Raw genomic sequence first — 23,167 nt, forward strand, 5'->3', positions numbered from 1 at the left:
CCCCGCTCGGCCCGGTCAGCTCACGTTGGCCGGGCCGAGCACGCTCTTGAGATCACCCATCAGCGCGGTGGTGGGCGCGACCCGGAACGGGCCGAGGCGCAGCGTGGTGACCTTGCCGCCGTTGAGCAGCTTGACGTGCACCTCGGTGTCGCCGGGGTGCAGCACGAGCGTCTCCTTGAGCCGTTCCACCAGGGGCGGCGTGCAGCGGTGCACCGGGATGGTCAGCGTGACCGGCTTGTTGGCCGGGTTGCTGGTGACGTCCGGCATGGACATGTCCATCGCCATGATGCGCGGGGTGTCGTCGCGCCGGTCGACCCGGCCCTTGACCACCACGATGGCGTCCTCGGCGATGTACTGCCCGATCACCTCGTACGTGTTCGGGAAGAACAGCGTCTCCACGCCACCGGCGAGGTCCTCCAGGGTGGCCGACGCCCAGGCCCGGCCCTGCTTGGTGACCCGGCGCTGCACACCGGAGAGGATGCCGGCCAGGGTGACCACCGCGCCGTCGGGCACGGTGCCCTCCTCGGACAGCGCGGCGATGGTGGTGTCGGCGGCCGCCCCGAGCACGTGTTCCAGGCCGAACAGCGGGTGGTCGGAGACGTACAGGCCGAGCATTTCGCGCTCGAACGCGAGCTTGTCGCGCTTGTCCCACTCCCCCTCGCCGATGACCGGCATGACTGTGGTGGTGCCGCCGGTCTCCGCCTCGCCGAAGCCGGCGCCGAACAGGTCGTACTGGCCGACCGCCTCCTTGCGCTTGACGTCGGCGTACGCGTCGATGGCGTCGGCGTGCACGGCGAGCAGGCCCTTGCGCGGGTGCTTGAGCGAGTCGAACGCCCCGGCCTTGATCAGCGATTCGATGGTCTTCTTGTTGCAGACCACGGCGTCGACCTTGGACAGGAAGTCGTAGAAGTCGGCGTAGTCGCCCTTCTCCTCGCGACACCGCATGATCGAGGCGACCACGTTCGCGCCGACGTTGCGCACGGCGCCGAGACCGAAGCGGATCTCCTTGCCGACCGGGGTGAACGGCCCGGCCGAGGTGTTCACGTCCGGCGGGAGCACCTGGATGCGCATGCGGCGGCACTCGGACAGGTACATGGCCATCTTGTCCTTGTCGTCACCGACGGAGGTGAGCAAGGCGGCCATGTACTCGGCCGGGTAGTGCGCCTTCAGGTACGCGGTCCAGTAGGAGACCAGACCGTACGCGGCGGAGTGGGCCTTGTTGAACGCGTAGCCGGCGAACGGGACCAGCACGTCCCACACGGCCTGGATGGCCTCGTCGGAGTAGCCGCGCTCGCGGCAGCCGTCCCGGAACGGGATGAACTCCTTGTCGAGGATCTCCTTCTTCTTCTTGCCCATCGCCCGGCGCAGCAGGTCGGCCTGGCCGAGCGTGTAGCCGGCGAGGATCTGGGCGGCGCGCTGCACCTGCTCCTGGTAGACGATCAGGCCGTAGGTGGGCGCGAGGATCTCGCGCAGCGGCTCCTCCAGCTCCGGGTGGATCGGGGTGATCTCCTGGAGGCCGTTCTTGCGCAGCGCGTAGTTGGTGTGCGAGTCCACGCCCATCGGGCCGGGCCGGTAGAGCGCCAGGACGGCGGAGATGTCCTCGAAGTTGTCCGGTTTCATCAGCCGCAGCAGCGAGCGCATCGGCCCGCCGTCGAGCTGGAACACGCCGAGCGTGTCACCGCGGGCCAGCAGCTCGTACGCCGCCTTGTCGTCCAGCGGCAGGCCGAGCAGGTCCAGCTCCCGGCCGTGGTTGAGCTGGATGTTCTTCACCGCGTCGTCGATGATCGTCAGGTTGCGCAGGCCGAGGAAGTCCATCTTCAGCAGCCCGAGCGACTCGCAGGTCGGGTAGTCGAACTGCGTGATGATGACGCCGTCGGAGTCGCGCCGCATCAACGGGATGTGCTCGATGATCGGCTCGGCGGACATGATGACGCCGGCGGCGTGCACACCGGTCTGCCGGATCAGGCCCTCGATGCCCTTGGCGGTCTCGATGACCTTCTTGACGTCCGGGTCGGACTCGTAGAGGCCGCGGATCTCGCCCGCCTCGGCGTAGCGGGGGTGCTTCGGGTCGAAGATGCCGGACAGCGGGATGTCCTTGCCCATCACCGCCGGGGGCATGGCCTTGGTGATCCGGTCGCCGACCGCGTACGGGTAGCCGAGCACCCGGGCCGAGTCCTTGATCGCGGCCTTCGCCTTGATCGTGCCGAACGTGGCGATCTGCGCGACCTTGTCCTCGCCCCACTTGTCGGTCACGTACTTGATGACCTCACCGCGCCGGCGCTCGTCGAAGTCGATGTCGACATCGGGCATGGAGACGCGCTCGGGGTTGAGGAACCGCTCGAAGATCAGGCCGTGCGGGATCGGGTCGAGGTCGGTGATGCCCAGCGCGTACGCCACCAGCGAGCCGGCCGCCGAGCCACGCCCCGGGCCGACCGCGATGCCCTGGCTCTTGGCCCACTGGATGAAGTCGGCGACCACGAGGAAGTACGACGGGAAGCCCATCTGGATGATGACGCCCAGCTCGTACTCGGCCTGGACGACGTGGCCCTCGGGGATGCCGTTGGGGAAGCGGCGCTTGAGCCCCGCGAACGTCTCCTTGCGGAACCAGGACTCCTCGGTCTCGCCCTCGGGGATCGGGAAGCGCGGCATCAGGTTGTGGAACGTGAACATGCCGGCCGGGTCGACCTTCTCGGCCACCAGCAGCGTGTTGCGGCAGCCCTGCTGCCACAGCTCGGAGGAGTCGACGGCGCGCATCTGGTCGGCGGACTTGACGAAGTAGCCGCCGCCCTCGAAGCGGAACCGGTTCGGGTCGGCCACGTTGCTGCCGGTCTGGACGCAGAGCAGCACGTCGTGCGCCTCGGCCTGCGCCTCGTGGGTGTAGTGCGAGTCGTTCGTGACCACCGGCGGGACGTCGAGCTTGCGGGCGATCTCGGTGAGCCCGTCGCGGACCCGGCGCTCGATGTCGAGGCCGTGATCCATGATCTCCAGGAAGTAGTTGTCCTTGCCGAAGATGTCCTGGTACGCGGCGGCGACCTTGAGCGCCTCGTCGAACTGGCCCAGCCGCAGCCGGGTCTGCACCGCGCCGGAGGGGCAGCCGGTGGTGGCCATGATGCCCTCGGCGTGCTCGGCGATCAGCTCCATGTCCATCCGGGGCCACTTGACGTAGTGGCCCTCCATGGAGGCGCGGGAGTTGAGCTTGAACAGGTTGTGCAGGCCGTCGCGGTTCTTCGCCCACATGGTCATGTGGGTGATCGCGCCGTTGCCGGAGACGTCGTCGCTCTTCTGCTCGGGGCGGCCCCACTTGACCCGGGCCTTGTGGAAGCGCGACTCCGGCGCGACGTACGCCTCGACGCCGAGGATGGGCTTGACCCCGGCGTCCATGGCCTGCTTGTAGAAGTCGTTCGCGCCGTGCATGTTGCCGTGGTCGGTGATCGCCACCGCCGGCATGCCGAGCCGCGCCGCCTCGGCGAAGAGGTCCTTGAGCCGGGCCGCCCCGTCGAGCATCGAGTACTCGGTGTGTACGTGCAGATGCGCGAACGAATCGCCCATGCGTGGCGCCCCCCGGGTTGTGGATCAAGCTGCGTCGGAGTCGACCGACCCACCCTACCGAGGTGATCGTGCGGGCTCCACCGTCCGCGCCGAGGGTGGTCCGGGTCTCTCCGACTGGCCGGTGTACGGCACGCGATGTTCTTGTCTATTGCAATGGTGTGTGACACACAGTATCGTGTTGGACATGGTCAGCGAAGAGGTCCTCCGGACCCACCTCCAGGAGCTACGACGCGGCACTGTCGTGGTGGCCAGCCTGGTCGCCCTGCGCCGCCCCGACTACGGATACGCCCTGCTGCAACGGCTGGCCGCGCACGGCTTCGCGGTCGACGCCAACACGCTCTACCCGCTGCTGCGCCGCCTGGAGGACCAGGGCCTGCTGACCAGCGAGTGGAACACCGAGGAGAGCCGGCCGCGCAAGTTCTACCGGACCAGCGACGACGGCGAAGCCGTCCTGAACCGCCTGCTCGACGACATGAGCGCAGTGCGGACGTCCGTCACCGAACTGATCGAAGGAGCGGAACGATGAGTTCCCTGACCGACCGTTACGTCGCCGCCACCATGCGGGCCGTGCCCGCGCAGCGCCGCCTGGAACTCGCCGAGGAACTGCGCGGCTCCATCGCCGACATGATCGACGACCGGACCTCGGGCGGGCAGGACCACGCCTCCGCCGAACGCGAGGTGCTCACCGAGCTGGGCCACCCGGAGAAGCTCGCGGCCCGCTACAGCGACCGCACCCTGCAACTCATCGGCCCGCGCTACTACCTGACCTGGTGGCGGCTGCTGCGGCTGCTGCTCACCTGGATCCCGGCGATCGTCGGCGTGCTCACCGGCGTCACGAAGGCGCTCGTCGACGGCGAGCCGGGCGCGGCGATCGGCGCGGCCGTCGTCTCCGCGATGCAGACCGCGGTGCAGATCGCGTTCTGGGTCACGCTGGTGTTCGCCGTGCTGGAACGCACCCGCACGCCGCTCGGGCTGCCCGAGTGGACCGTCGACCAGCTCCCCGAGGAGACCCGGGAGCGGCAGATCAGCCACTCCGACAGCATCGCCTCCGTGGTGTTCCTGCTCGCCACCATCGGCCTCCTGGTCGGCCAGCACTTCCAGCGCTGGACCACCGACGACGGCACCCGGCTGCCGGCGCTGGACCCGGCGCTCTGGAGCTTCTGGCTGCCGGCCCTGATCGTGGTGCTGCTGGCCACCGTCGGCCTGGAGATCGCCAAGTACCGCTCGGGCCGGTGGACCTGGCCGCTGGTGGCGGTCAACGCGGTGCTCAACGTGGCGTTCGCCGCCCCGGTGCTCTGGCTGCTGGCCACCGACCGGCTGCTCAACCCGGAGCTGGTCGAGCGGTTCGCCTGGCTGCGCGACGGCGGGACCGTCGAGTTCGCCCGGGTGGCGGGCGCGGTGGTCGTGCTGGTCGCGATCTGGGACGTGATCGACAGCGCGATCAAGGCCGGCCGCGCCACCCGCTGAAGCCGGGCCGATCCTCCGGCCGCCCTGGCACCCGTCGGTGCCGGGGCGGCCCGCCGTCGGCTGCCCGACTCAGCGGCGGCGGCACGGTCGCCCCGGGCATAGCCTGGTCTTTCCGCACCACCGGCGAGCACTGGACACCCCTGATGCCCCTCCCCGACGGCACGGACGAGCTGGCCCGCTCGGCCGCACGCGGCGACCGGCAGGCGCTCGACGCCCTGCTGGCCACCGTCCGGCCGGAGGTGCTGCGCCAGTGCGCCCGCCTGCTGCCGCACCGGCAGGACGCCGAGGAGGCATGCCAGGACACGCTGCTCGCGCTCGCCCACGGCATCGCCGGATTCGAGGGACGCTCGTCGTTCGACACCTGGCTGTACCGGATCACCGCCAACCGGGCCCGTTCCACCTACCGCGCGCTGCGGCGGCGGTGGCAGCGGGAAGCCGGCGCCGTCCCGCTGCCGGACCCGCCCGACCCCCGCCGGACCAGCGTGGTGGCCGGCACCCGGCTCGACCTGCTCGACGCGCTCGACGCGGTCCCGCCGCAGCTCGCCGAGACGGTCACCCTGCGTGACGTGCTCGGGATGAGCTACCGGGAGATCGCCGACCTGCTCGACGTGCCCGAGGGCACCGTGAAGTCCCGCGTCCACGAGGCCCGCCGGCAGCTGCGCCGGCGGATGTCCGATGCGTGAGCCACCCCGCCGCCGTGTCGCGACGCTCGCCACGCTCGCGCTGCTCGCCGGGATGCCCGCCTGCGCCGACCGCCCGGTCTCACCGCTGCCCGCGCGCCCGCCGGTGACCAGCGCCGCCGCGCCGTCCGCCACGGCGTCCCCGCTCGCCCCCACCCCCGCGCCCGCGGTCGGCGAGGTCACCACACCGCCGGACGCCGCGCCGCCGAGCCCGCCGACCCGGGTACGGCCACCGGCCGCGCCCCGGACCACGAGACCCACCCCGCCGGTACGCACCACGCCACCGGCCGCGTGTCTCGGGCCGGTCCGCTACGACCTGGTCCTCGCCGAGACCGAGCTGGCACTGCTGAAGTCCCTCTGCCTCGCCGCCGGCGGGGTGCTGCGGATCCAGGGGATCGGGCCGGGCGAGGTCACGGTGGACCGCGAGGACCTGGTCTCACGCAACTACGAGGCCGGTGTGGTGGACATCCGGTTCGTGCGTACCGGGACGGTGGTGGTCACCATTCCGCAGGACGGCCGCGCGTACCCGATCACGGTCGTGGTGGTCTGACCGCGCCGGCTATCCGGCCCGCACCCCGGCGAGCACACCGTCGACGAAGTCCGCGCCCGCGCCCGCCGGGGGGACGAGCTGGACGTAGAGCAGACCGGCTCGGCCGGTGGCCAGTCCGGCGGCCTCGACGATCACCGGGCGGCCGGTGGGACAGGTGAACGTGACGACAGTCCACTCGACGCCGCCCTGCCGGCTGCGGCGCGGCGGCGCCCCGGCACAGTCCGCGTGCGGCCGTTCGGTCAGGAAACCCGCCGGGCCGGTCCGGCGGGCGGTGGCGGCGGAGAGGCCGACGAAGGCCCCGGGCAGGGCCGGGTCGACCGCCCAGCTCCCCGGATCCGGGGAGATCACCAGCGCCGGTTCGAGGTCGCCGTCGTCGCCGTACTGGCCGGCCCAGCCGGTGCCCTCGGCCCGCCAGCCGGCCGGCAGGACCACTGTCAGCGGGCCGCTGCGGCCCACCGCGCCGGCCGGGCCGGGACGGGCCGCGTCCCCGGCGCCCGTGCCGCCGACGGCGAGCGTCACCGCGACCGCGGCGACCATCCGGCCCGGGCGCGGCGCCCGCCGCGTCCGCGCGAGCGCGGGCCCACCGTCCACCGCGCGCCGCAGCGCCTGCCGGAACGCGTCAGCGTCCGGGTAGCGGTCGGCCGGGCGTACGGCGGTGGCCGTCCGCAGCACCGCGCCCACACCGGCGGGCACGCCGGCCCGTAGCCGCGAGGCGGCCGGTTCTCCGTCGGCCGGGCCGGTACGGCCGAGCAGCCGCAGTCCCAGGCGGCCCAGTCCGAACACGTCGGCCCGGGTGTCGACCACCGCCAGCGGCTCGTTCTGCTCCGGCGCCATGTAGCCGGGCGTGCCGGCCCGCGCGGTGAGCCCGGAGGCGGAGGCGAGCGCCTTGGCCAGGCCCAGGTCGGCGATGAGCACCCGCTCACCGTCCGGCACGGAGTGGAACAGGACATTGCTCGGCGTCAGGTCGCGGTGCACCACCCGGTGCCGGTGCAGCACCGCCACGCCCGCCGCGATCTCGTCGAGCACCGCCACGGCCCGGCCCACGGGCAGCGGCCCGTGCGCCAGCCGGTCCCGGAGGCTGCCGCCGTCCGCCCAGGCCAGCACCGCGTACGGGCGTCCGTCCGGCAGCTCGCCGACGCCGTGCACCCGGACCAGCCGGTCGTCGTCCAGTCGCCGCAGCAGCCGGGCCTCGTCGAGGAAGCGTTCCCGCACCCGCAGGTCGTGGCTCCAGTTCTCGGCCAGCACCTTGACCGCGACCCGGTCGGCGAGCGCCGGATCGTACGCCAGCCAGACCGTGGCGAAGGACCCCGCGCCGAGCAGACGCTCCACCCGGAACGCCCCGATCCGCGTCGGCGTGGTCATCGGCATCACCTCCGCCGACCGCCGCCACGATCACCGTCACGTCGACGGTAGACGATCCCGAACCGAACCGGACCGGCCGGAGACCAACAGGACAGGAGAATCCGACCGAAGGAGAACCGCCATGAACCGAATCCCGTCCACAGTCCTCGCCGGGCTGCTGGCGCTGACCGCTGTCGTGCCGGTCACCGCCGGCGCGCCGGTCGCCGCCGCCCCCGCCCTCGCCGCCGCCGACGCCGCCCCCGCCCTCGCCGCCGCCGACGCCGCCCCCGTCCGGCCGGCCGTCGCGGAGAACGAGGTGCTCAGCGTCCACGGCGCCGGCCCGTTCCGGATCGGGGCCCGGCTGGACCGGCTCGTCGCGGCCGGGCTGATCGACTGGACCGCGCCGGGCTGTCCCGGAATCGTGCACGCCGGCGTCACCGGCTCCTGGGCCGGGGCGATCATGCTGACCTTCCGGGCCGGCCGGCTCGTCTCGGTGGGCACGGCGACCGCCCCGCCGCGCTCCCCGGCCGGCGGGGCGGTCGGGATGTCCTTCGCCGAGCTGGAGCGCATCTACGGGCCGCGCGGCCGCATGATCCGCAACGACGCGGGTGACGCCGAGGCGTACCTGGTCCGGTTCGGGTCGCGGGTCGAGCTGTTCAGCGACCACCCGATCCGGCCCGGGGTCGGCTTCTACGCGGCCGGTCCGGCGTCGTACGTCGAGCGGTCGTTCCGGCAGGGCTGCTGCTGAGGAGTGGCGGGCCCGGCCGTCACGCCGGGCCCGCGTCCGCCCTCGCTCAGGCCGCCACTCGCCACTCGCGGGCCAGCAGCGCGTAGACCACCTCGTCGGTCCACTCCCCCTTGACGAACTCGTTCTCCCGCAGGTGCGCCTCCCGGCGCATGCCCAGCCGCTCCAGCACCCGGGCCGAGGCGGTGTTGCGGGCGTCCAGCCGCCCGACGATCCGGTGCAGGCCCAGCCCCTCGAAGCCGACCCGCAGCAGTTCCCGGGCCGCCTCGGTGACGTACCCCCGGCCGGTGTGGTCCGGGTGCGCCACGTACCCGATCTCGCCCTGCCGGTGTTCCCCGCTGGTCCAGCTCAGCAGCACGTCCCCGAGGAACTCGCCGGTGTCCGCCGACGTCACGGCGAGGTTGAGCACGTCGCCGGGGGCACGCAGCGCGGTCCGCCGGACCAGCCGCTCGATCGCCGCCCGGGCGGCCGCGTCGTCGTACGGCTCGTGGTAGAGGTAGCGGGTCACCTCCGGGCGGCCCCGGTAGTCCCGGACCACGGCGAGGTCGTCGGCGGTGAAGGCGCGCAGCAGCAGGCGCTCGGTACGTAACGGCAGATCGGGCACGAACACCCCGGCAGGCTACGTCCCGGCTGTCGTCCGGCCCACCCGTTTACGCCCCGGGCACCGCACCGGCGGCAGCGGTGGCATGGTCGTACGGTGAGCACCGCAACCACCACCGCCTGGCGCCGGCCGGCTCCCACAGCCGCCCAGTTGCGTGCCGACCTCTGGATCGGGCTCGCGGTCACCGTGCTGGCCCTGTTCGAGCTGACCCTGGCGTACAGCACCGGGGCCTTCCTGCTCGGACCACCACCGAGCGTCGCCGAGCAGATCTGGTGGACCGTCGCGGTGACCGCCCCGCTGGCGGTACGGCGGCGCTGGCCCGCCACCGTCGCGGTGATCGTGGCCGTTGCCTTCGTCGCCGGGCAGGCCCGGGCGGTCCCGCTGGCGCAGCTCCCGTCGGGCGCGCTGTTCGCCGCCCTGTTCACGCTCGGCGCGTGGGGCGCCGACCGGCGGCTGGCCGGGCGGCTGCGGGCCGGCATCATCGTGGCGATGTTCGCCTGGCTCTGGCTGTCCCTCGCGTTGCGGGCCGACCAGATCTCCGCGGCCTCCTTCGCCGACGCCGCCGGCCCGGTGCCGCCGGTGCTCGCCGCGGTGGTGAACGGCGTGCTCTACAACGTGCTCTTCTTCGGGTTCGCCTACTACGCCGGGCAGACCGCCTGGGTGGCCGCGCGCCGCCGACACGAGCTACGCGAACAGGCCGAGCAACTGCGCCGCTCCCAGGCGGAGGCGCGCGAGCGCGCGGTGATGGGCGAGCGGGTCCGCATCGCCCGCGAACTGCACGACGTGGTGGCCCACCACGTGTCGGTGATGGGCGTGCAGGCCGCCGCGTGCCGGCGCGTGTTCGACCGCGACCGGGACAAGGCGCGGACCGCCCTGGCCGCGATCGAGGAGACGGCGCGTACCTCGGTCGACGAGCTGCGCCGGATGCTCGGCGTGCTGCGCGACCCGGACTCCGCGTCCGGCGTGGCCGCGGCCCCCGAGGACGTCGCCGGCATCGACCGGGTCGCCGCGCTCGTCGACCGGGCCCGGGAGACCGGGCTGCGGGCCGACCTCGGGGTGTACGGGGAACCGGTACCGTTGCCGCGCTCGGTGTCGCAGGCGGCGTACCGGATCGTGCAGGAGGCGGTGACGAACGTGGTCAAGCACGCCCACGCCACGACGCTGGACGTGCGGATCCGCTACCTGGCCCGGGACCTGGAGATCGACGTGAGCGACGACGGACAGGGCGGCGTGCCGGCCGCCGGGGCCGGGCTCGGCCTGGTCGGCATGCGGGAGCGGGTCGCCGCCCACGGCGGTGAGGTGGAAGCCGGGCCGCGTCCGGGCGGCGGGTTCCGGGTCCGGGCCCGCATGCCGCTGCCGGTCGAGGCCGCCGGGCGGGCGGCGTGAACGCGCCGGTACGGGTGCTGCTCGTCGACGACCAGCACCTGGTCCGGACCGGTTTCCGGGTGATCCTGGAGGTCGAGGACGACATCGAGGTGGTCGGCGAGGCCGCCGACGGGCAGCGCGCCGTGTCGATGGCGTCCGCGCTGCGGCCGGACGTGGTGCTGATGGACGTGGAGATGCCGGTGCTCGACGGGCTGGAGGCCACCCGCCGGATCACCGCCGACGCGACGCCGGGCGGCCCGGCCGTGCTGATCCTCACCACGTTCGACCGGGACGACTACCTGTTCGCCGCGTTGCGTGCCGGGGCGAGCGGTTTCCTGCTCAAGAACGGCACCCCGGAGGACCTGGTCGAGGCGGTCCGGGTGGTGGCCCGCGGTGAGGGGCTGATCGCGCCGGCGCTCACCCGGCGGGTGATCTCCACCTTCGCCCGGCCCGGCGCGGTGCCGCCAGACCCCCGGCACGACGCCGCGACGGCGGACCTGACCCCGCGCGAGCGGGAGGTGCTGGAGCTGGTCGCGCGCGGGGCCAGCAACGCCGAGATCGCGGACGTCCTGCGCGTCGGCGAGGCCACCGTGAAGACCCACGTCAGCCGCGTGCTGGCCAAGCTCGGGCTGCGCGACCGGGTGCAGGCGGTGGTGTTCGCGTACGAGCACGGGGTGGTCCGGCCCGGCGGCTGAGGTCCGTCGCGCGACGGACCTCATGATCGCTCCGTGGTGGGACGACGGGAGCGGGGACCGGCCGTAGCGTCGGGGTCATGACCAGCGTGCTCCGCCTCGACGGCGTCGACCGCAGCTTCGGCGGCCGTCAAGTGCTCAAAGACGTCTCCTTCGACGTGACCGCCGGGCGCATGACCGGATTCGTCGGCGGCAACGGCGCCGGCAAGACCACCACCATGCGGATCATCCTCGGCGTGCTCGCCCCGGACGCCGGGCAGGTGACGTGGCGCGGGCAGCCGCTCGGCCGCGAGGCCCGGGCCCGGTTCGGCTACATGCCCGAGGAGCGCGGCCTCTACCCGAAGATGACCCCCCGCGAGCAGGTGGTCCACCTCGGCCGCCTGTACGGGCTGGACGCTGCCGGGGCGCGGCGGCGCACCGACGCGCTGCTGGAGCGGGTCGGTCTCGGCGAGCGGGCCGACGACCTGCTGGAGACGCTGTCGCTGGGCAACCAGCAGCGCGCGCAGATCGCCGCGGCGCTGGTGCACGACCCGGAGGTGCTGATCCTGGACGAGCCGTTCTCCGGGCTCGACCCGCTCGCCGTCGACATGGTGGTGACTGTGCTGCGGGAACGGGCCGCCGCCGGAGCGCCGGTGCTGTTCTCCAGCCATCAGCTCGACGTGGTGGAGCGGCTCTGCGACGACCTGGTGCTCATCGCGGACGGCAGCATCCGGGCCGCGGGCCCGCGCGAGGAGCTGCGCGCCGCGTACACCCTGCCCCGGTTCTCGCTCGTGGTCGACGGCGACGCCGGCTGGCTGCGGGACCAGCCCGGCGTGCGGCTGGTCGACCTCGACGGCGCCCGCGCCGTGTTCGAGGTGGACCCGCCCACCGACGACCAGGCGGTGCTGCGCGCGGCGCTGGAGCGCGGCCCGGTGCGCGCGTTCGGCCCGGTCACCCCGTCCCTCGCCGAGATCTTCCGAGAGGTCAACCAGTGAACACGATCCAGGCCACCCGGCTGGTCGCGGCCCGCGAGATCAAGGTCAAGGTCCGCGACAAGACGTTCCTCTACAGCACGTTGATCTTCCTGCTGCTCGCCGTCGTCGCCACGGTGGTGCCGGCGATGCTGAGCAGCGGTCCGTCCACCGTGGCGGTGACCGCCGCCGGTGCCGAACCGCTGCGCGCGGCCGGGCTGGACGTCCTGGTGGTCGCCGACGACGGCGCCGCCGAGCAGGCGGTACGCGACGGCGACGCGGACGCCGCGGTGGTCGCCGGTCCGGTCGTGGTCGCCGACGAGCGGGCCCCGGACGACGTGGTCTCCGCGCTCAGCGCGGCCCCGCAGGTGAAGCTGCTGGACCCGGACGCGGTGGATCCGCTCGTCGCGTACCTGGTGCCGTTCGCCTTCGCGTTCGTCTTCTTCTTCCTGTCCCAGACGTTCGGGATGCAGATCGCGCAGAGCGTCACCGAGGAGAAGCAGACCCGGATCGTGGAGATCCTGGTCGCCGCCGTGCCGGCCCGGGCGCTGCTGGCCGGCAAGATCCTCGCCGCGGGCGCGCTGGCGCTCGGACAGATCACCCTGATCGCGGCCGCCACGCTGATCGGCATGCGCCTGACCGGCGGAGGTGACCTGCTGGGCCTGATCGCGCCGGCGATCGGCTGGTTCGTGCCGTACTTCCTGTGCGGCTTCCTGCTGCTGGCGGCGATGTGGGCGGCCGCGGGTGCGCTCGTGAACCGGCAGGAGGACATCGCCGGGGCGTCCACCCCGGTGCAACTCGCGGTGATGGCGCCGTTCTTCGCGGTGGTGTTCCTCAACGACAACGCCACCGCGATGCGGATCCTGTCGTACGTGCCGTTCTCGTCGCCCACAGCGATGCCGGTCCGGCTGTTCACCGGCGACGCGGCGCCGTGGGAGCCGTTCGTGTCGCTGGCGCTGCTGCTGCTCGCGGCGGCCGGGTTCCTGCTCGCCGGGGCGCGGATCTACGAGGGTTCGCTGCTGCGCACAAACGGCCGGACCTCGATGCGGGCGGCGTGGCGGCAGCGCGAGCCGATCGGCTGACCGCGATACGCCGAGCGCCGGCCACCCCGGGAGCGGGGGGGCCGGCGCTCGGCGTATCGGACCGGGGTCAGCCGACCGCGGCCATCACCTCGTCGGAGACGTCGAAGTTGGCGTAGACGTTCTGCACGTCGTCGCAGTCCTCCAGCACGTCGATCAGCTTGAAGATCTTGCGCGCGCCCTCCTCGTCCAGCGGCACGTTCACGCTGGGGATGAGGGAGGACTCGGCCGACTCGTACTCGATGCCGGCGTCCTGCAGGGCGGTGCGGACCGCGATCAGGTCACCCGGCTCGGACACCACCTCGTACGCCTCACCGAGGTCGTTGACCTCCTCGGCGCCCGCGTCGAGGACGGCCATCATCACGTCGTCCTCGGTGGTGCCGCCCTTGGGGACGATCACCACGCCCTTGCGGGAGAACATGTACGACACCGAGCCCGCGTCGGCCAGCGAGCCGCCGTTGCGGGTCAGCGCGGTACGCACCTCGGTGGCGGCACGGTTGCGGTTGTCGGTGAGGCACTCGATCAGCATCGCCACGCCGTTCGGGCCGTAACCCTCGTACATGATCGTCTGCCAGTCGGCGCCGCCGGCCTCCAGGCCGGAGCCGCGCTTGACCGCGCGGTCGATGTTGTCGTTCGGGACCGAGTTCTTCTTCGCCTTCTGGATGGCGTCGTAGAGAGTCGGGTTGCCGGCCGGGTCGCCGCCGCCGGTACGGGCCGCCACCTCGACGTTCTTGATCAGCTTGGCGAACATCTTGCCGCGCTTGGCGTCGATGACCGCCTTCTTGTGCTTGGTCGTCGCCCACTTTGAGTGGCCGGACATCTGTTACCTCCGTTGCTACCCGCCGTCTGCATCGACCGCACCGCACACGCCCCGCTCCCCCACCGGCGCACGTCGAGGTGCTGTGATCTTCGCTGGGAGCCGCGGCTGGCTGATGGCCCTGCCGAATCTCGGCAATCCTACCGGCGGCGGGCGGGTCACTGTCACGCGCCGCACGGCACCGGCCCGCCCCAGCCCGCCCGAACCGGCACAACCAGGGACGGACCGGATGCTCAGGAAGCGGCCCGGACCAGCTCCACGAAGTGGCGGTGCAGCCGCAGGTCGCCGGTCAGCTCCGGATGGAACGAGGTGGCCAGCAGGTTGCCCTGCCGCACCGCGACGATCCGGTCCGCGGCCGGGCCGTCGGTCACCCGGCCCAGCACCTCGACGTCCGGGCCGACGCGCTCGACCCAGGGCGCGCGGATGAACACGGCGTGGAACGGACCGCCGTCGACGCCGGTGAGCGCCACCGGCGCCTCGAACGAGTCGACCTGACGGCCGAACGCGTTGCGCCGCACCGTCATGTCGACGCCGGCGAAGCCGCGCTGGTCGGGGCGTCCGTCCAGCACCTCGGTGGCGAGCATGATCAGGCCGGCGCAGGAGCCGTAGACCGGCATGCCGGCGGCGATGCGCTTGTCGATCGGCTCGCGCATCTCGAAGATGTCCACCAGCTTGCTGATCGTGGTCGACTCGCCGCCGGGGACCACCAGGCCGTCGACCGCGTCCAGCTCGCCCGGCCGCCGCACCGGCCGGGCGTCGGCGCCCGCGCCGGTCAACGCCGCGACATGCTCGCGTACGTCGCCCTGAAGCGCGAGCACGCCGATCACGGGTACGGTCACGCCGCGCTCACCAGCCGCGCTCGGCCAGGCGGTGCGGCTGGGGGATCTCGTCGACGTTGATGCCGACCATCGCCTCGCCCAGGCCACGGGACACCTTCGCGAGCACGTCCGGGTCGTCGTGGAACGTGGTGGCCTTGACGATGGCGGCGGCCCGCTGCGCCGGGTTGCCAGACTTGAAGATGCCCGAGCCGACGAAGACGCCCTCGGCGCCGAGCTGCATCATCATGGCCGCGTCGGCGGGGGTCGCGATGCCGCCCGCGGTGAACAGCACGACCGGCAGCTTGCCCTGCTCGGCGACCTCCTTGACCAGCTCGTACGGGGCCTGCAGCTCCTTGGCCGCGACGTACAGCTCGTCGTCGGGCAGCGACTGGAGCCGGCGGATCTCCTGCCGGATCTTGCGCATGTGGGTGGTGGCGTTGGAGACGTCGCCGGTGCCCGCCTCGCCCTTCGAGCGGATCATCGCGGCGCCCTCGGTGATCCGGCGCAGCGCCTCGCCCAGGTTCGTCGCGCCGCACACGAACGGGACGGTGAACGCCCACTTGTCGATGTGGTTGGCGTAGTCGGCCGGGGTCAGCACCTCGGACTCGTCGACGTAGTCGACGCCGAGCGCCTGCAGGATCTGCGCCTCGACGAAGTGGCCGATACGGGCCTTGGCCATCACCGGGATCGAGACGGCGGAGATGATGCCGTCGATCATGTCCGGGTCGCTCATCCGGGACACGCCGCCCTGCGCGCGGATGTCGGCCGGTACGCGCTCCAGGGCCATCACGGCGACAGCGCCGGCGTCCTCGGCGATCTTCGCCTGCTCGGGGGTGACCACGTCCATGATCACACCGCCCTTGAGCATCTCGGCCATGCCGCGCTTGACGCGGGCGGTGCCGACGGCGGTGGCGGTGGTCGGGGCTGCGGATTCAGACACGGGACATCGCTCCTCGGCGTGCTGGGGAGGTGACTGCGCAGGAATGCTATGACCGGCGCGACGCCGTGCCGAGCGCCAATCGAACCCCCGGTGGCCTGCCGTGTGGCCCCCGTCACGCCCGGTGGCGATCAGCCGGTGGTCACGTCCGCGTGCGAGGCCAGCGTGGGGTCGTCGATGTCGAAGTAGCGGGGCCACTCCCGCCCGCGTCCCATCCGGAACAGCCGCACCACCGGACGCCCCCGCGCCGAGCGGGCGTCCCGGACCAGGTCGGTGTGCACCTGCCGGGCCAGCGCCAGCCGCCGGCTGGCCGCGATCACCGCCGCGCACGCCGCGTCGTCCGGGTCCAGCCGTACCGCGCGCAACTGCCGGGTCAGGTCGTTCTCGGCCGCCTCGCGCTCCTCCGGAGCGGCGTCCAGCGCGATCCGGGCGGCGGCGTACAGCTCCACGCCGTACCGCTGCTCGGCCAGGACCGCGGCGGCGGCCGCGCGGCGCAGCAGGTGCGCGTCCAGCGCGCGGGCCGCCGAGTCCGCGCGGACCTGCAGCCGCTGCACCCGGCCGGAGGTCCAGATCAGGTACGCCGAGAGCAGCCCGAGCACCGCGACCGCGCCCACCACCCACCACATGCCCGGCATCGTAGTGCTGCTCCTCATCCCGGCCGGCCGGCGCGGTGCACCGGTCGACGCGCTCGTCACAGCGGCCGCAGCGGCCACAGCGGTCAGCCCAGACCCGCCCACTCCTGGTCCATGACCCGGCCGTCGGTGGCCTCGATCGCGGCTGCGTATACCTCCAGAACGCGGCGGGCAACCACGGGCCAGTCGAAATTCGCCACCACCTGGTCGCCGCAGGCGGTCAGCCCGGCGCGGCGTCCGTCGTCGTCGAGCAGCCCGGACAGCGCGCCGGCCAGCGCGGCCGCGTCGCCGGTCGGGAACAGCAGGCCGGCCCGTCCGCCGTCGAGCACCCGGCGGAACGCGTCCAGGTCACTGGCGACCACTGTCGTGCCGGCGGCCAGCGCCTCGGTGAGGATCATCCCGAAGGACTCCCCTCCGGTGTTCGGTGCGACGTAGAGGTGCACGCTGCGCAGCATGCGTGCCTTGTCCGCCTCGGAGACCAGGCCGAGGAACGTGACCCGGTCGCGCAGGCCGGCCGGGAACCGCCCGTACAGCTCGTCGGCGTCACCCGGCCCGGCGACCAGCAGCCGCAGTCCCGGGCGGTGCGGCGCGAGCGCGACGAACGCGTCCCGCAGGATCGGGAAGCCCTTGCGCGGCTCGGTGAACCGGCCCAGGAACCCCAGCGTGCCGCCGGCGCCCGGGGCGCACTCCCCCGGCCAGCCCGGCAGCGGCGGCACCCCGGCGAACTTCGCCACCGCCACCCCGTTGGGGATCTCCACCGCGCCGCCGTCCATGTGCTCGACCTGCACCTTGCGGGCCAGCGCGCTGACCGCGATCCGGGCGGTGATCCGTTCCAGCACGATCTGCAGCGCGCCCTGCGCGGCCGACAGCACCCGGGAGCGAGTCATCGCGGTGTGGAACGTCGCCACCACCGGGCCGCGGGCGCAGAGCACCGCCAGCATCGACAGGCTCGGCGTGAGCGGCTCGTGCACGTGCAGCACGTCGAAGTCGCCCCGGGTGATCCAGCGCCGCACCCGGGCCGTGGAGACCGGGCCGAACGCGATCCGGGCCACCGACCCGTTGTACGGCAGCGGCACCGCCCGGCCGGCCGACACCACGTACGGCGGCAGCGCCGAGTCCTCGTCGGCGGGCGCCAGGACGCTCACCTCGTGGCCGAGCCCGAGCAGCGCCTCGGCCAGGTCCATGACGTGGTTCTGCACGCCGCCCGGCACGTCGAACGAGTACGGGCACACGATGCCGATACGCACTGCGCCCTCCCCCTAGACCGTCCCGGTGGTGGCCGGCGGCGCCGCCGACGTGGGCGTACCGTCCCGGCTCTGGTCCAGCCACATCCGCTGCAACATGTGCCAGTCTTGCGGATGCCGGGCGATGCCCGCCGCCAGACCGTCGGCAATCCGCTGCGTCACCGCGCGGACGCGGGCGTCCAGCGGGGCGCTGTCCGGGTCCGGCAGCGGCAGCGGGCCCTCGATCGAGGCGCAGGCCGCGTCCGGCTCGTACCACATCGAGGCCACGTAGAGCGGGGCTCCGGTGCGGATGGCCAGCATCGCCGGCCCGGCCGGCATCCGGGTCCGCCCGCCGAAGAAGTCGACCTCCACGCCCCGGGCGGACAGGTCCCGGTCGGCGAGCAGGGGCACCACGTAACCGGCGCGCAGCCGGTCCACCAGCACGTCGAAGGCGGGACGCGGGCCGCCGGTGTTGGGCAGGATCTCCATCCCCAGCCCTTCCCGGAACCCGACGAACCGCTCGTACACGCCGTCCGGGAGCCGCTCGGCCACCGTGGTCATCGGCCAGCCGGTGGCAGCCACCCAGGCGCCCGCCGCGTCCCAGTTCCCGGCGTGCGGCAGCGCCACCACGGCACCGCGCCCGGCCGCCACGTCGGCGGCGAGCAGTTCCTGCCCGTCGAGGCGGAACCCGGCGAGGATCTCGGCGCGACTCAGGCCCGGCAGCCGGAACGCCTCCATCCAGTACCGGGCGTACGAGCGCAGGCCCTCGCGCACCAGCGCGTCCAGATCCGCGTCGGGCAGTTCCGGGCCGACCACCCGGCGCAGGTTGGCGCGCAGTCGACGCGTACCCCCGCCGTCCTTGCGGTGGGCGCGGTCGGCGCCCGCCCGGAAGGCCGCGACCGCGACGGGCCGGGGCAGCGCCCGGACCAGGCGCCAGCCCGCGACGAAGCCCGCCTCGGTGAGGTTCACTCGGCGCCGACCCGCTGGGCCTGCCGGTAGACGTGGGCCATCCGCTGGCCCACCGTGAAGATCGAGACGGCGGCGAGCAGCCAGAGCGCGATCTCCAGCGCCGGACGGACGCCGACGCCGGTGAGCAGGCCGCCGACACCCACGATGAGCAGCCGCTCGGTGCGCTCGGCGATGCCCACGTTGCAGGTCATCCCCAGCCCTTCGGCGCGGGCCTTGACGTAGGAGACCAGGCCGCCCGCGGCCAGGCAGATCAGCGCCGCCGCCACGCCCGAGTAGTCGTGTTCGGTGGCCAGCCAGTACGCGACCGCGCCGAACACCGCGCTGTCGGCGACCCGGTCCATGCTCGAGTCGAGGAAAGCCCCGAACCGGGTGGACCCGCCGCTCATCCGCGCCATCGTGCCGTCGAGCAGGTCGGTGAGAGCGAAGACCGTGACGATCAGCGCACCGGCGACCAGGTGGCCGCGCGCGCCGAAGCCGAGCGCGCCGACGAGCACGCCGACGGTGCCGGTCACGGTGACCGCGTTGGGGGACACGCCGGCACGCAGCAGCGCGCGGGCGATCGGCTCCACGACGCGGGTCATGCCCGCGCGGGCCGTCACTTGGAAGATCTTCGCCATGGCGGTCCCACGATAACGGCCCGCAACCGCCGGGGACACAGCCGGGCGTACGACCCGCCCGACGGCCCTTGTGCGGGCACCCGCGCGGGTGTGAGATCGAGCCAGGAGGTGAGCCAGTTCACCGGATCACCGGTCCGCGTTCCCGTCCAGCAGGAAGTCACCGGAAGATATCGCCGCGGCGCCCGTCCCGGGTCCGCTCCCCCGTCGCCCGCGGCGGTCGCCACCACCACCGGTTGAGGGAGGTGCGCCGCGATGGCGCAGAAGAACGAGAAGGGTGTCACCGGCGGTGCGCCGGTGGTGACCGAGCCCGGCAGGGTCCGCAACGTGGTGCTCGTCGGGCACTCCGGCGCCGGCAAGACGACACTCGTCGAGGCGCTGCTGGCCGCCAGCGGCACGATCAGCCGGGCCGGCACCGTCACCGACGGCACCACCGTCTGCGACCACGACCCCGCCGCCGTACGCCAGCAGCGCTCGGTGAGCCTGGCCTGCGCTCCGCTGACGCACCGCGACGTCAAGGTCAACCTGCTGGACACCCCGGGGTACGGCGACTTCGTCGGCGAGCTGCGCGCCGGTCTGCGCGCCGCCGACGCGGCACTGTTCGTGGTCTCCGCCGTCGACGGCATGGACGCCGCCACCGCCGCCCTCTGGGAGGAGTGCGCCGCCGTCGACATGCCCCGGGCGGTGGCGGTCTCCCGGCTGGACCACCCGCGCGCCGACTTCGACGAGGCGGTGGCGCTGTGCCAGCGCGTCTTCGGCGACAACGTGCTCCCGCTCTACCTGCCCATGCTCGGCGACGACGGCGAGTCGGTGGCCGGCCTGATGGGCCTGATCACCCGCCGGGTGTACGACTACTCCGCCGGGCTGCCGGCCGAGGTACGCGAACCGGACCCGGAGCACCTGCCCGCCATCCAGGAGTCCCGCAACGAGCTGATCGAGGGGATCATCGCGGAGAGCGAGGACGAGACCCTGATGGACCGCTACCTCGGCGGCGAGGAGATCGACCCCGAGGTGCTCATCACCGACCTGGAGACGGCCGTCGCCCGCGGTCACTTCTACCCCGTGGTGCCGGTCTGCGCGGAAACCGGTGTCGGCCTGGACGCGCTGCTCGACGGCCTGGTCGCGGCGTTCCCGTCGCCGCTGGAGCACGACCTGCCCGCGGTGACCGGCGTGGACGGCTCGCCCCGCCCGCCGCTGACCTGCGACCCGGACGGCCCGCTCGTCGCCGAGGTGGTCAAGACGACAGTCGACCGCCACGTCGGGCGGGTCTCGCTGGTGCGAGTCTTCTCCGGCACGCTCCGCCCCGACCAGGTGATCCACGTGTCGGGCCACGGCATGGCCGAGCGTGGCCACCCGGACCACGACGCCGACGAGCGGGTCGGCCACGTCTACACCCCGCTGGGCGCGACGCTGCGCGAGGTGGCCGCCTGCGTCGCGGGCGACCTGTGCGCGATCACCAAGTCAGGCAGCGCGGAGACCGGCGACACCATCTCGGCCAAGGACGACCCGCTGCTGATCGCGCCCTGGGAGATGCCGGAGCCGCTGCTGCCGGTGGCGATCGTGGCGCGCAGCCGGGCCGACGAGGACGCGCTCGCCCGCAACCTGTCCCGGCTCGTCGCCGGTGACCCCACCCTGCGGCTGGAACGCAACGCGGAGACCCACCAGCTGGTGCTCTGGTGCATGGGCGAGGCGCACGCCGACGTGGTGCTCGACCGGCTGCGCGGCGGCGGCGTCGAGCTGGACACCGAGCCGGTCCGGGTGCCGCTGCGCGAGACGTTCGGCGCCGCCGCGCGCGGGCACGGCCGGCACGTCAAGCAGTCCGGCGGCCACGGCCAGTACGCGGTCTGCGACATCGAGGTGGAGCCGCTGCCCCGGGGCGCCGGCTTCGAGTTCGTCGACCGGGTGGTCGGCGGCGCGGTCCCGCACAACTACATCCCCTCCGTGGAGAAGGGCGTCCGGGCGCAGATGGAACGCGGCCTGGTCGCCGGCTACCCGGTGGTGGACCTGCGGGTCACGCTCGTGGACGGGAAGGCGCACAGCGTCGACTCCTCCGACGCGGCGTTCCAGACCGCCGGCGCGCTGGCGCTGCGTGACGCCGCCGAGAAGGGCCAGCCGACGCTGCTGGAGCCGGTTGACGAGATCACCGTCCGGGTGCCCGACTCGTCGGTCGGCGCGGTGATGGGCGACCTGTCCGGGCGGCGCGGCCGGGTGCTCGGCACCGAACCGGACCCGGATGCCGAGGGGCGCACTCTGGTCCGCGCCGAGGTGCCCGCGACCGAGTTGCTGCGGTACGCCGTCGAGCTGCGCTCGATGACGGCCGGCACCGGCACGTTCCGGCGCGAGTTCGCCCGCCACGAGCCCATGCCGGCCCACCTGGCCGACCAGGCCCGCAAGGAGTCCACCACCCGCTGACCCCCACCCTCCCCGCGCCCCTGCCGCTCCCCCGCCTCGCCCCCTCCCCGCCGTCCCGCCTCGGCCCCGCGATCTTGCACTTGCGGCCCCGCAAAGGGGACATTCCCGGCACCGGAAGGGCCGCGACTGCAAGATCGGCGCCAACGGGGGGCGGGGTTGGGTCGGGAACTGCAGATCTTGGTGGGAAGTGGCCCCTATAGGGGCGCTTTCGTACCAAGATCTGCTTCGTCTCGGGAGATGGGAGACGGATCTCGCCCAGCGGGAGTGGTACAGCGGGGAGCGAGTCCGGCAAGAGTGATCGGTTCAGCGGGCGGGCGCCTCGGCGAACGCGACCGACCCGGCGAGGGTGATCGGCTCAGCGAATGCGATCGGGTCGGCGAGCTTGATCGGCTCGGCGAACGCGACGGGCCCGGCGAGCGTGATCGGCGCAGCGAGCGTGATCGGCGCAGCGGGCGTGATCGGCGCAGCGGGCGTGATCGGCGCAGCGAGCGGGATCGGGTCGGCGAGCTTGATCGGGTCGGCGAGCGGGCGAGCGGCCGGCTGGCGGCGTGACCGGGGCGGGTGGCGCGGAGAGCGCGGTCAGGGGCGGACGGCGGGGATCGGGGGCATCGGCCAGTGAGGGCGGTCGGCGTCCCGGAGGGCGGCCGAACGTACCGCCGCCAGCTGCCGCTCCACCTCGGCGAAGTGGTCCGGCGCCAGCGGGCCCCAAGCCAGCGCGGCAGCGTTCTCCTCGACCTGCGCGACGGTACGGGCGCCGGGAATCGGCACGGCCCGGCCGCTGCGCGCCCAGATCCACCCGATCGCCCCCTGCGCGAGGGTACGACCGTCGGCGGTCAGCGCGTCGCGGACGGCGGCTACCCGGCGCAGCCATTCCGGGGCGGGCCGGCCGCTGCGGAACCACTCCAGCCAGGTCGGCCCGAGTCCGCGTACGTCGTCGCGGGGCAGCGTCGACTCCGGCGTGTACTTGCCGGTGAGCAGACCCATCCCGAGCGGTCCCCGGGCCAGGCTGGCCAGGTCGTGCTTGTCGCAGGCGTCGAGCATGGCCGGGGCGTCCCGGAGCACCGACAGCGCGTGCTGCACGGCGGCGGCACCGCGGGCGACCTGGGCGAACGCGCCGGCCCGGTCGGCCCGGTCGGTGCTCCAGCCGTACGCCCGGATCACGCCTGCGTCGACCAGCTCGTCGAGCGTGCCGACGAGCGCCTCGGCCCGGGGCAGCGGCAGGTCGCCGAGGTGCAGCTGGTAGAGGTCGATGTGGTCGGTGCCCAGCCGGCGCAGCGAGTCGACTACGGCCCGGCGCAGGTGGTACGGCGAGGCGTTCTCCCCGGTGGCCTGGCGGGTGTGCTCGTCGAACGTGTAGCCGAACTTCGTGGCGATGACCGCCTCGTCGCGCCGGCCGGCGAGCGCCCGCCCGAGCACCCGCTCGCCGTGGCCGGCGCCGTACGTGTCGGCGGTGTCGAACAGGGTGACGCCGAGGTCGAGCGCGCGGCGGATGGCCCGTACCGACTCGTCGTCGTCGACCCGGCCCCAGCCCAGCGGGCGCGCGCCCTCGGCCCACGGGCCGCCGATCGCCCAGCACCCCATCCCGAGGGCGCTCACCTCGATGCCGCTGCGCCCCAACTGTCGTGTGTCGACTGCCACCGCCGCATCCTGTCACCTTCCCCGCGCCCGCGGGCCGGTTCGTAGCCGACGAGTCCGTACGCGATCACGCCGCGTGACGCCCGGCGGC

The 23,167-nt window shown here is 73.4% G+C and carries 21 protein-coding genes; 10 read left to right on the forward strand and 11 right to left on the reverse strand.

Annotated features, from left to right (window positions below):
- Positions 1 to 15: 15 nt before the first annotated feature.
- Complete coding sequence (dnaE, locus tag O7607_RS01750; RefSeq protein WP_269700533.1) at positions 16 to 3,549, reverse strand: DNA polymerase III subunit alpha; 3,534 nt, start codon at positions 3,547 to 3,549, stop codon at positions 16 to 18.
- A gap of 184 nt (positions 3,550 to 3,733) precedes the next feature.
- Here dnaE and O7607_RS01755 point away from each other — a divergent pair, with 184 nt between their 5' ends.
- The 4 genes from O7607_RS01755 (at position 3,734) to O7607_RS01770 (ending at position 6,246) form a co-directional block, all read left to right on the forward strand.
- A complete protein-coding gene (locus O7607_RS01755; RefSeq protein WP_269700534.1) occupies positions 3,734 to 4,075 on the forward strand; it encodes a PadR family transcriptional regulator in 342 nt (113 codons plus the stop codon).
- The gene (locus tag O7607_RS01760; RefSeq protein ID WP_269700535.1) at positions 4,072 to 5,016 is read left to right on the forward strand and encodes a permease prefix domain 1-containing protein; all 945 of its coding nucleotides are present in this window, start codon (positions 4,072 to 4,074) and stop codon (positions 5,014 to 5,016) included. Before O7607_RS01755 ends, O7607_RS01760 begins: the two co-directional genes overlap by 4 nt.
- 143 nt (positions 5,017 to 5,159) lie before the next feature.
- On the forward strand, positions 5,160 to 5,699 hold the full coding sequence (locus O7607_RS01765) for an RNA polymerase sigma factor (protein WP_269700536.1): 540 nt from the start codon (positions 5,160 to 5,162) through the stop codon (positions 5,697 to 5,699).
- On the forward strand, positions 5,692 to 6,246 hold the full coding sequence (locus O7607_RS01770) for a hypothetical protein (protein ID WP_269700537.1): 555 nt from the start codon (positions 5,692 to 5,694) through the stop codon (positions 6,244 to 6,246). The genes O7607_RS01765 and O7607_RS01770 overlap by 8 nt, the downstream gene beginning before the upstream one ends.
- A 9-nt stretch (positions 6,247 to 6,255) precedes the next feature.
- Here the strand turns inward: O7607_RS01770 and O7607_RS01775 are convergent, their stop codons facing one another.
- Positions 6,256 to 7,608, reverse strand: coding sequence for a serine/threonine-protein kinase (locus O7607_RS01775; RefSeq protein ID WP_269700538.1), 1,353 nt, complete (start codon positions 7,606 to 7,608; stop codon positions 6,256 to 6,258).
- Positions 7,609 to 7,729: 121 nt separating this feature from the next.
- Between O7607_RS01775 and O7607_RS01780 the strand changes: the two genes are divergently transcribed.
- A complete protein-coding gene (locus O7607_RS01780; RefSeq protein WP_269700539.1) occupies positions 7,730 to 8,335 on the forward strand; it encodes a hypothetical protein in 606 nt (201 codons plus the stop codon).
- A 46-nt stretch (positions 8,336 to 8,381) separates the two neighbouring features.
- Here O7607_RS01780 and O7607_RS01785 read toward each other — a convergent pair whose 3' ends face one another.
- Entirely contained in the window at positions 8,382 to 8,942 is a 561-nt protein-coding gene (locus O7607_RS01785; protein ID WP_269700540.1) for a GNAT family N-acetyltransferase, read from the reverse strand.
- 87 nt (positions 8,943 to 9,029) lie between these two features.
- Between O7607_RS01785 and O7607_RS01790 the strand changes: the two genes are divergently transcribed.
- The 4 genes from O7607_RS01790 to O7607_RS01805 all read left to right on the forward strand — a co-directional run bounded on the left by O7607_RS01790 (position 9,030) and on the right by O7607_RS01805 (position 13,022).
- On the forward strand, positions 9,030 to 10,319 hold the full coding sequence (locus O7607_RS01790) for a sensor histidine kinase (protein WP_269700541.1): 1,290 nt from the start codon (positions 9,030 to 9,032) through the stop codon (positions 10,317 to 10,319).
- Complete coding sequence (locus tag O7607_RS01795; RefSeq protein WP_269700542.1) at positions 10,316 to 10,993, forward strand: response regulator; 678 nt, start codon at positions 10,316 to 10,318, stop codon at positions 10,991 to 10,993. The genes O7607_RS01790 and O7607_RS01795 overlap by 4 nt, the downstream gene beginning before the upstream one ends.
- A 77-nt stretch (positions 10,994 to 11,070) precedes the next feature.
- Positions 11,071 to 11,964 (forward strand): ABC transporter ATP-binding protein, encoded by an 894-nt coding sequence (locus O7607_RS01800; RefSeq protein WP_269700543.1) that lies wholly within the window; start codon positions 11,071 to 11,073, stop codon positions 11,962 to 11,964.
- A complete protein-coding gene (locus O7607_RS01805; RefSeq protein WP_269700544.1) occupies positions 11,961 to 13,022 on the forward strand; it encodes an ABC transporter permease in 1,062 nt (353 codons plus the stop codon). Before O7607_RS01800 ends, O7607_RS01805 begins: the two co-directional genes overlap by 4 nt.
- A gap of 67 nt (positions 13,023 to 13,089) precedes the next feature.
- Here O7607_RS01805 and O7607_RS01810 read toward each other — a convergent pair whose 3' ends face one another.
- The 7 genes from O7607_RS01810 to pgsA form a co-directional block, all read right to left on the reverse strand.
- Complete coding sequence (locus O7607_RS01810; RefSeq protein WP_043324998.1) at positions 13,090 to 13,839, reverse strand: YebC/PmpR family DNA-binding transcriptional regulator; 750 nt, start codon at positions 13,837 to 13,839, stop codon at positions 13,090 to 13,092.
- 230 nt (positions 13,840 to 14,069) lie between these two features.
- The gene (pdxT, locus tag O7607_RS01815; protein ID WP_269700545.1) at positions 14,070 to 14,675 is read right to left on the reverse strand and encodes a pyridoxal 5'-phosphate synthase glutaminase subunit PdxT; all 606 of its coding nucleotides are present in this window, start codon (positions 14,673 to 14,675) and stop codon (positions 14,070 to 14,072) included.
- 7 nt (positions 14,676 to 14,682) lie between these two features.
- Entirely contained in the window at positions 14,683 to 15,594 is a 912-nt protein-coding gene (pdxS, locus tag O7607_RS01820) for a pyridoxal 5'-phosphate synthase lyase subunit PdxS (protein WP_269700546.1), read from the reverse strand.
- A 128-nt stretch (positions 15,595 to 15,722) separates the two neighbouring features.
- Positions 15,723 to 16,226 carry a hypothetical protein gene (locus O7607_RS01825; RefSeq protein WP_135239369.1) on the reverse strand — a complete coding sequence of 168 codons (504 nt, stop codon included), beginning with the start codon at positions 16,224 to 16,226 and terminating at the stop codon, positions 15,723 to 15,725.
- Positions 16,227 to 16,309: 83 nt separating this feature from the next.
- Positions 16,310 to 17,470 (reverse strand): glycosyltransferase family 4 protein, encoded by a 1,161-nt coding sequence (locus O7607_RS01830; protein WP_269700547.1) that lies wholly within the window; start codon positions 17,468 to 17,470, stop codon positions 16,310 to 16,312.
- A 12-nt stretch (positions 17,471 to 17,482) separates the two neighbouring features.
- A complete protein-coding gene (locus tag O7607_RS01835) occupies positions 17,483 to 18,415 on the reverse strand; it encodes a phosphatidylinositol mannoside acyltransferase (RefSeq protein WP_269700548.1) in 933 nt (310 codons plus the stop codon).
- Positions 18,412 to 19,032 (reverse strand): phosphatidylinositol phosphate synthase, encoded by a 621-nt coding sequence (gene pgsA / locus O7607_RS01840; protein ID WP_269700549.1) that lies wholly within the window; start codon positions 19,030 to 19,032, stop codon positions 18,412 to 18,414. Before pgsA ends, O7607_RS01835 begins: the two co-directional genes overlap by 4 nt.
- A gap of 252 nt (positions 19,033 to 19,284) precedes the next feature.
- Here pgsA and O7607_RS01845 point away from each other — a divergent pair, with 252 nt between their 5' ends.
- The gene (locus O7607_RS01845; RefSeq protein WP_269700550.1) at positions 19,285 to 21,441 is read left to right on the forward strand and encodes an elongation factor G-like protein EF-G2; all 2,157 of its coding nucleotides are present in this window, start codon (positions 19,285 to 19,287) and stop codon (positions 21,439 to 21,441) included.
- 579 nt (positions 21,442 to 22,020) lie between these two features.
- Here O7607_RS01845 and O7607_RS01850 read toward each other — a convergent pair.
- On the reverse strand, positions 22,021 to 23,079 hold the full coding sequence (locus tag O7607_RS01850) for an aldo/keto reductase (RefSeq protein WP_269700551.1): 1,059 nt from the start codon (positions 23,077 to 23,079) through the stop codon (positions 22,021 to 22,023).
- Between the last annotated feature and the right edge of the window lie 88 nt (positions 23,080 to 23,167).

The sequence above is a fragment of the Micromonospora sp. WMMA1949 genome, from assembly GCF_027460145.1.
GTDB lineage: Bacteria > Actinomycetota > Actinomycetes > Mycobacteriales > Micromonosporaceae > Micromonospora.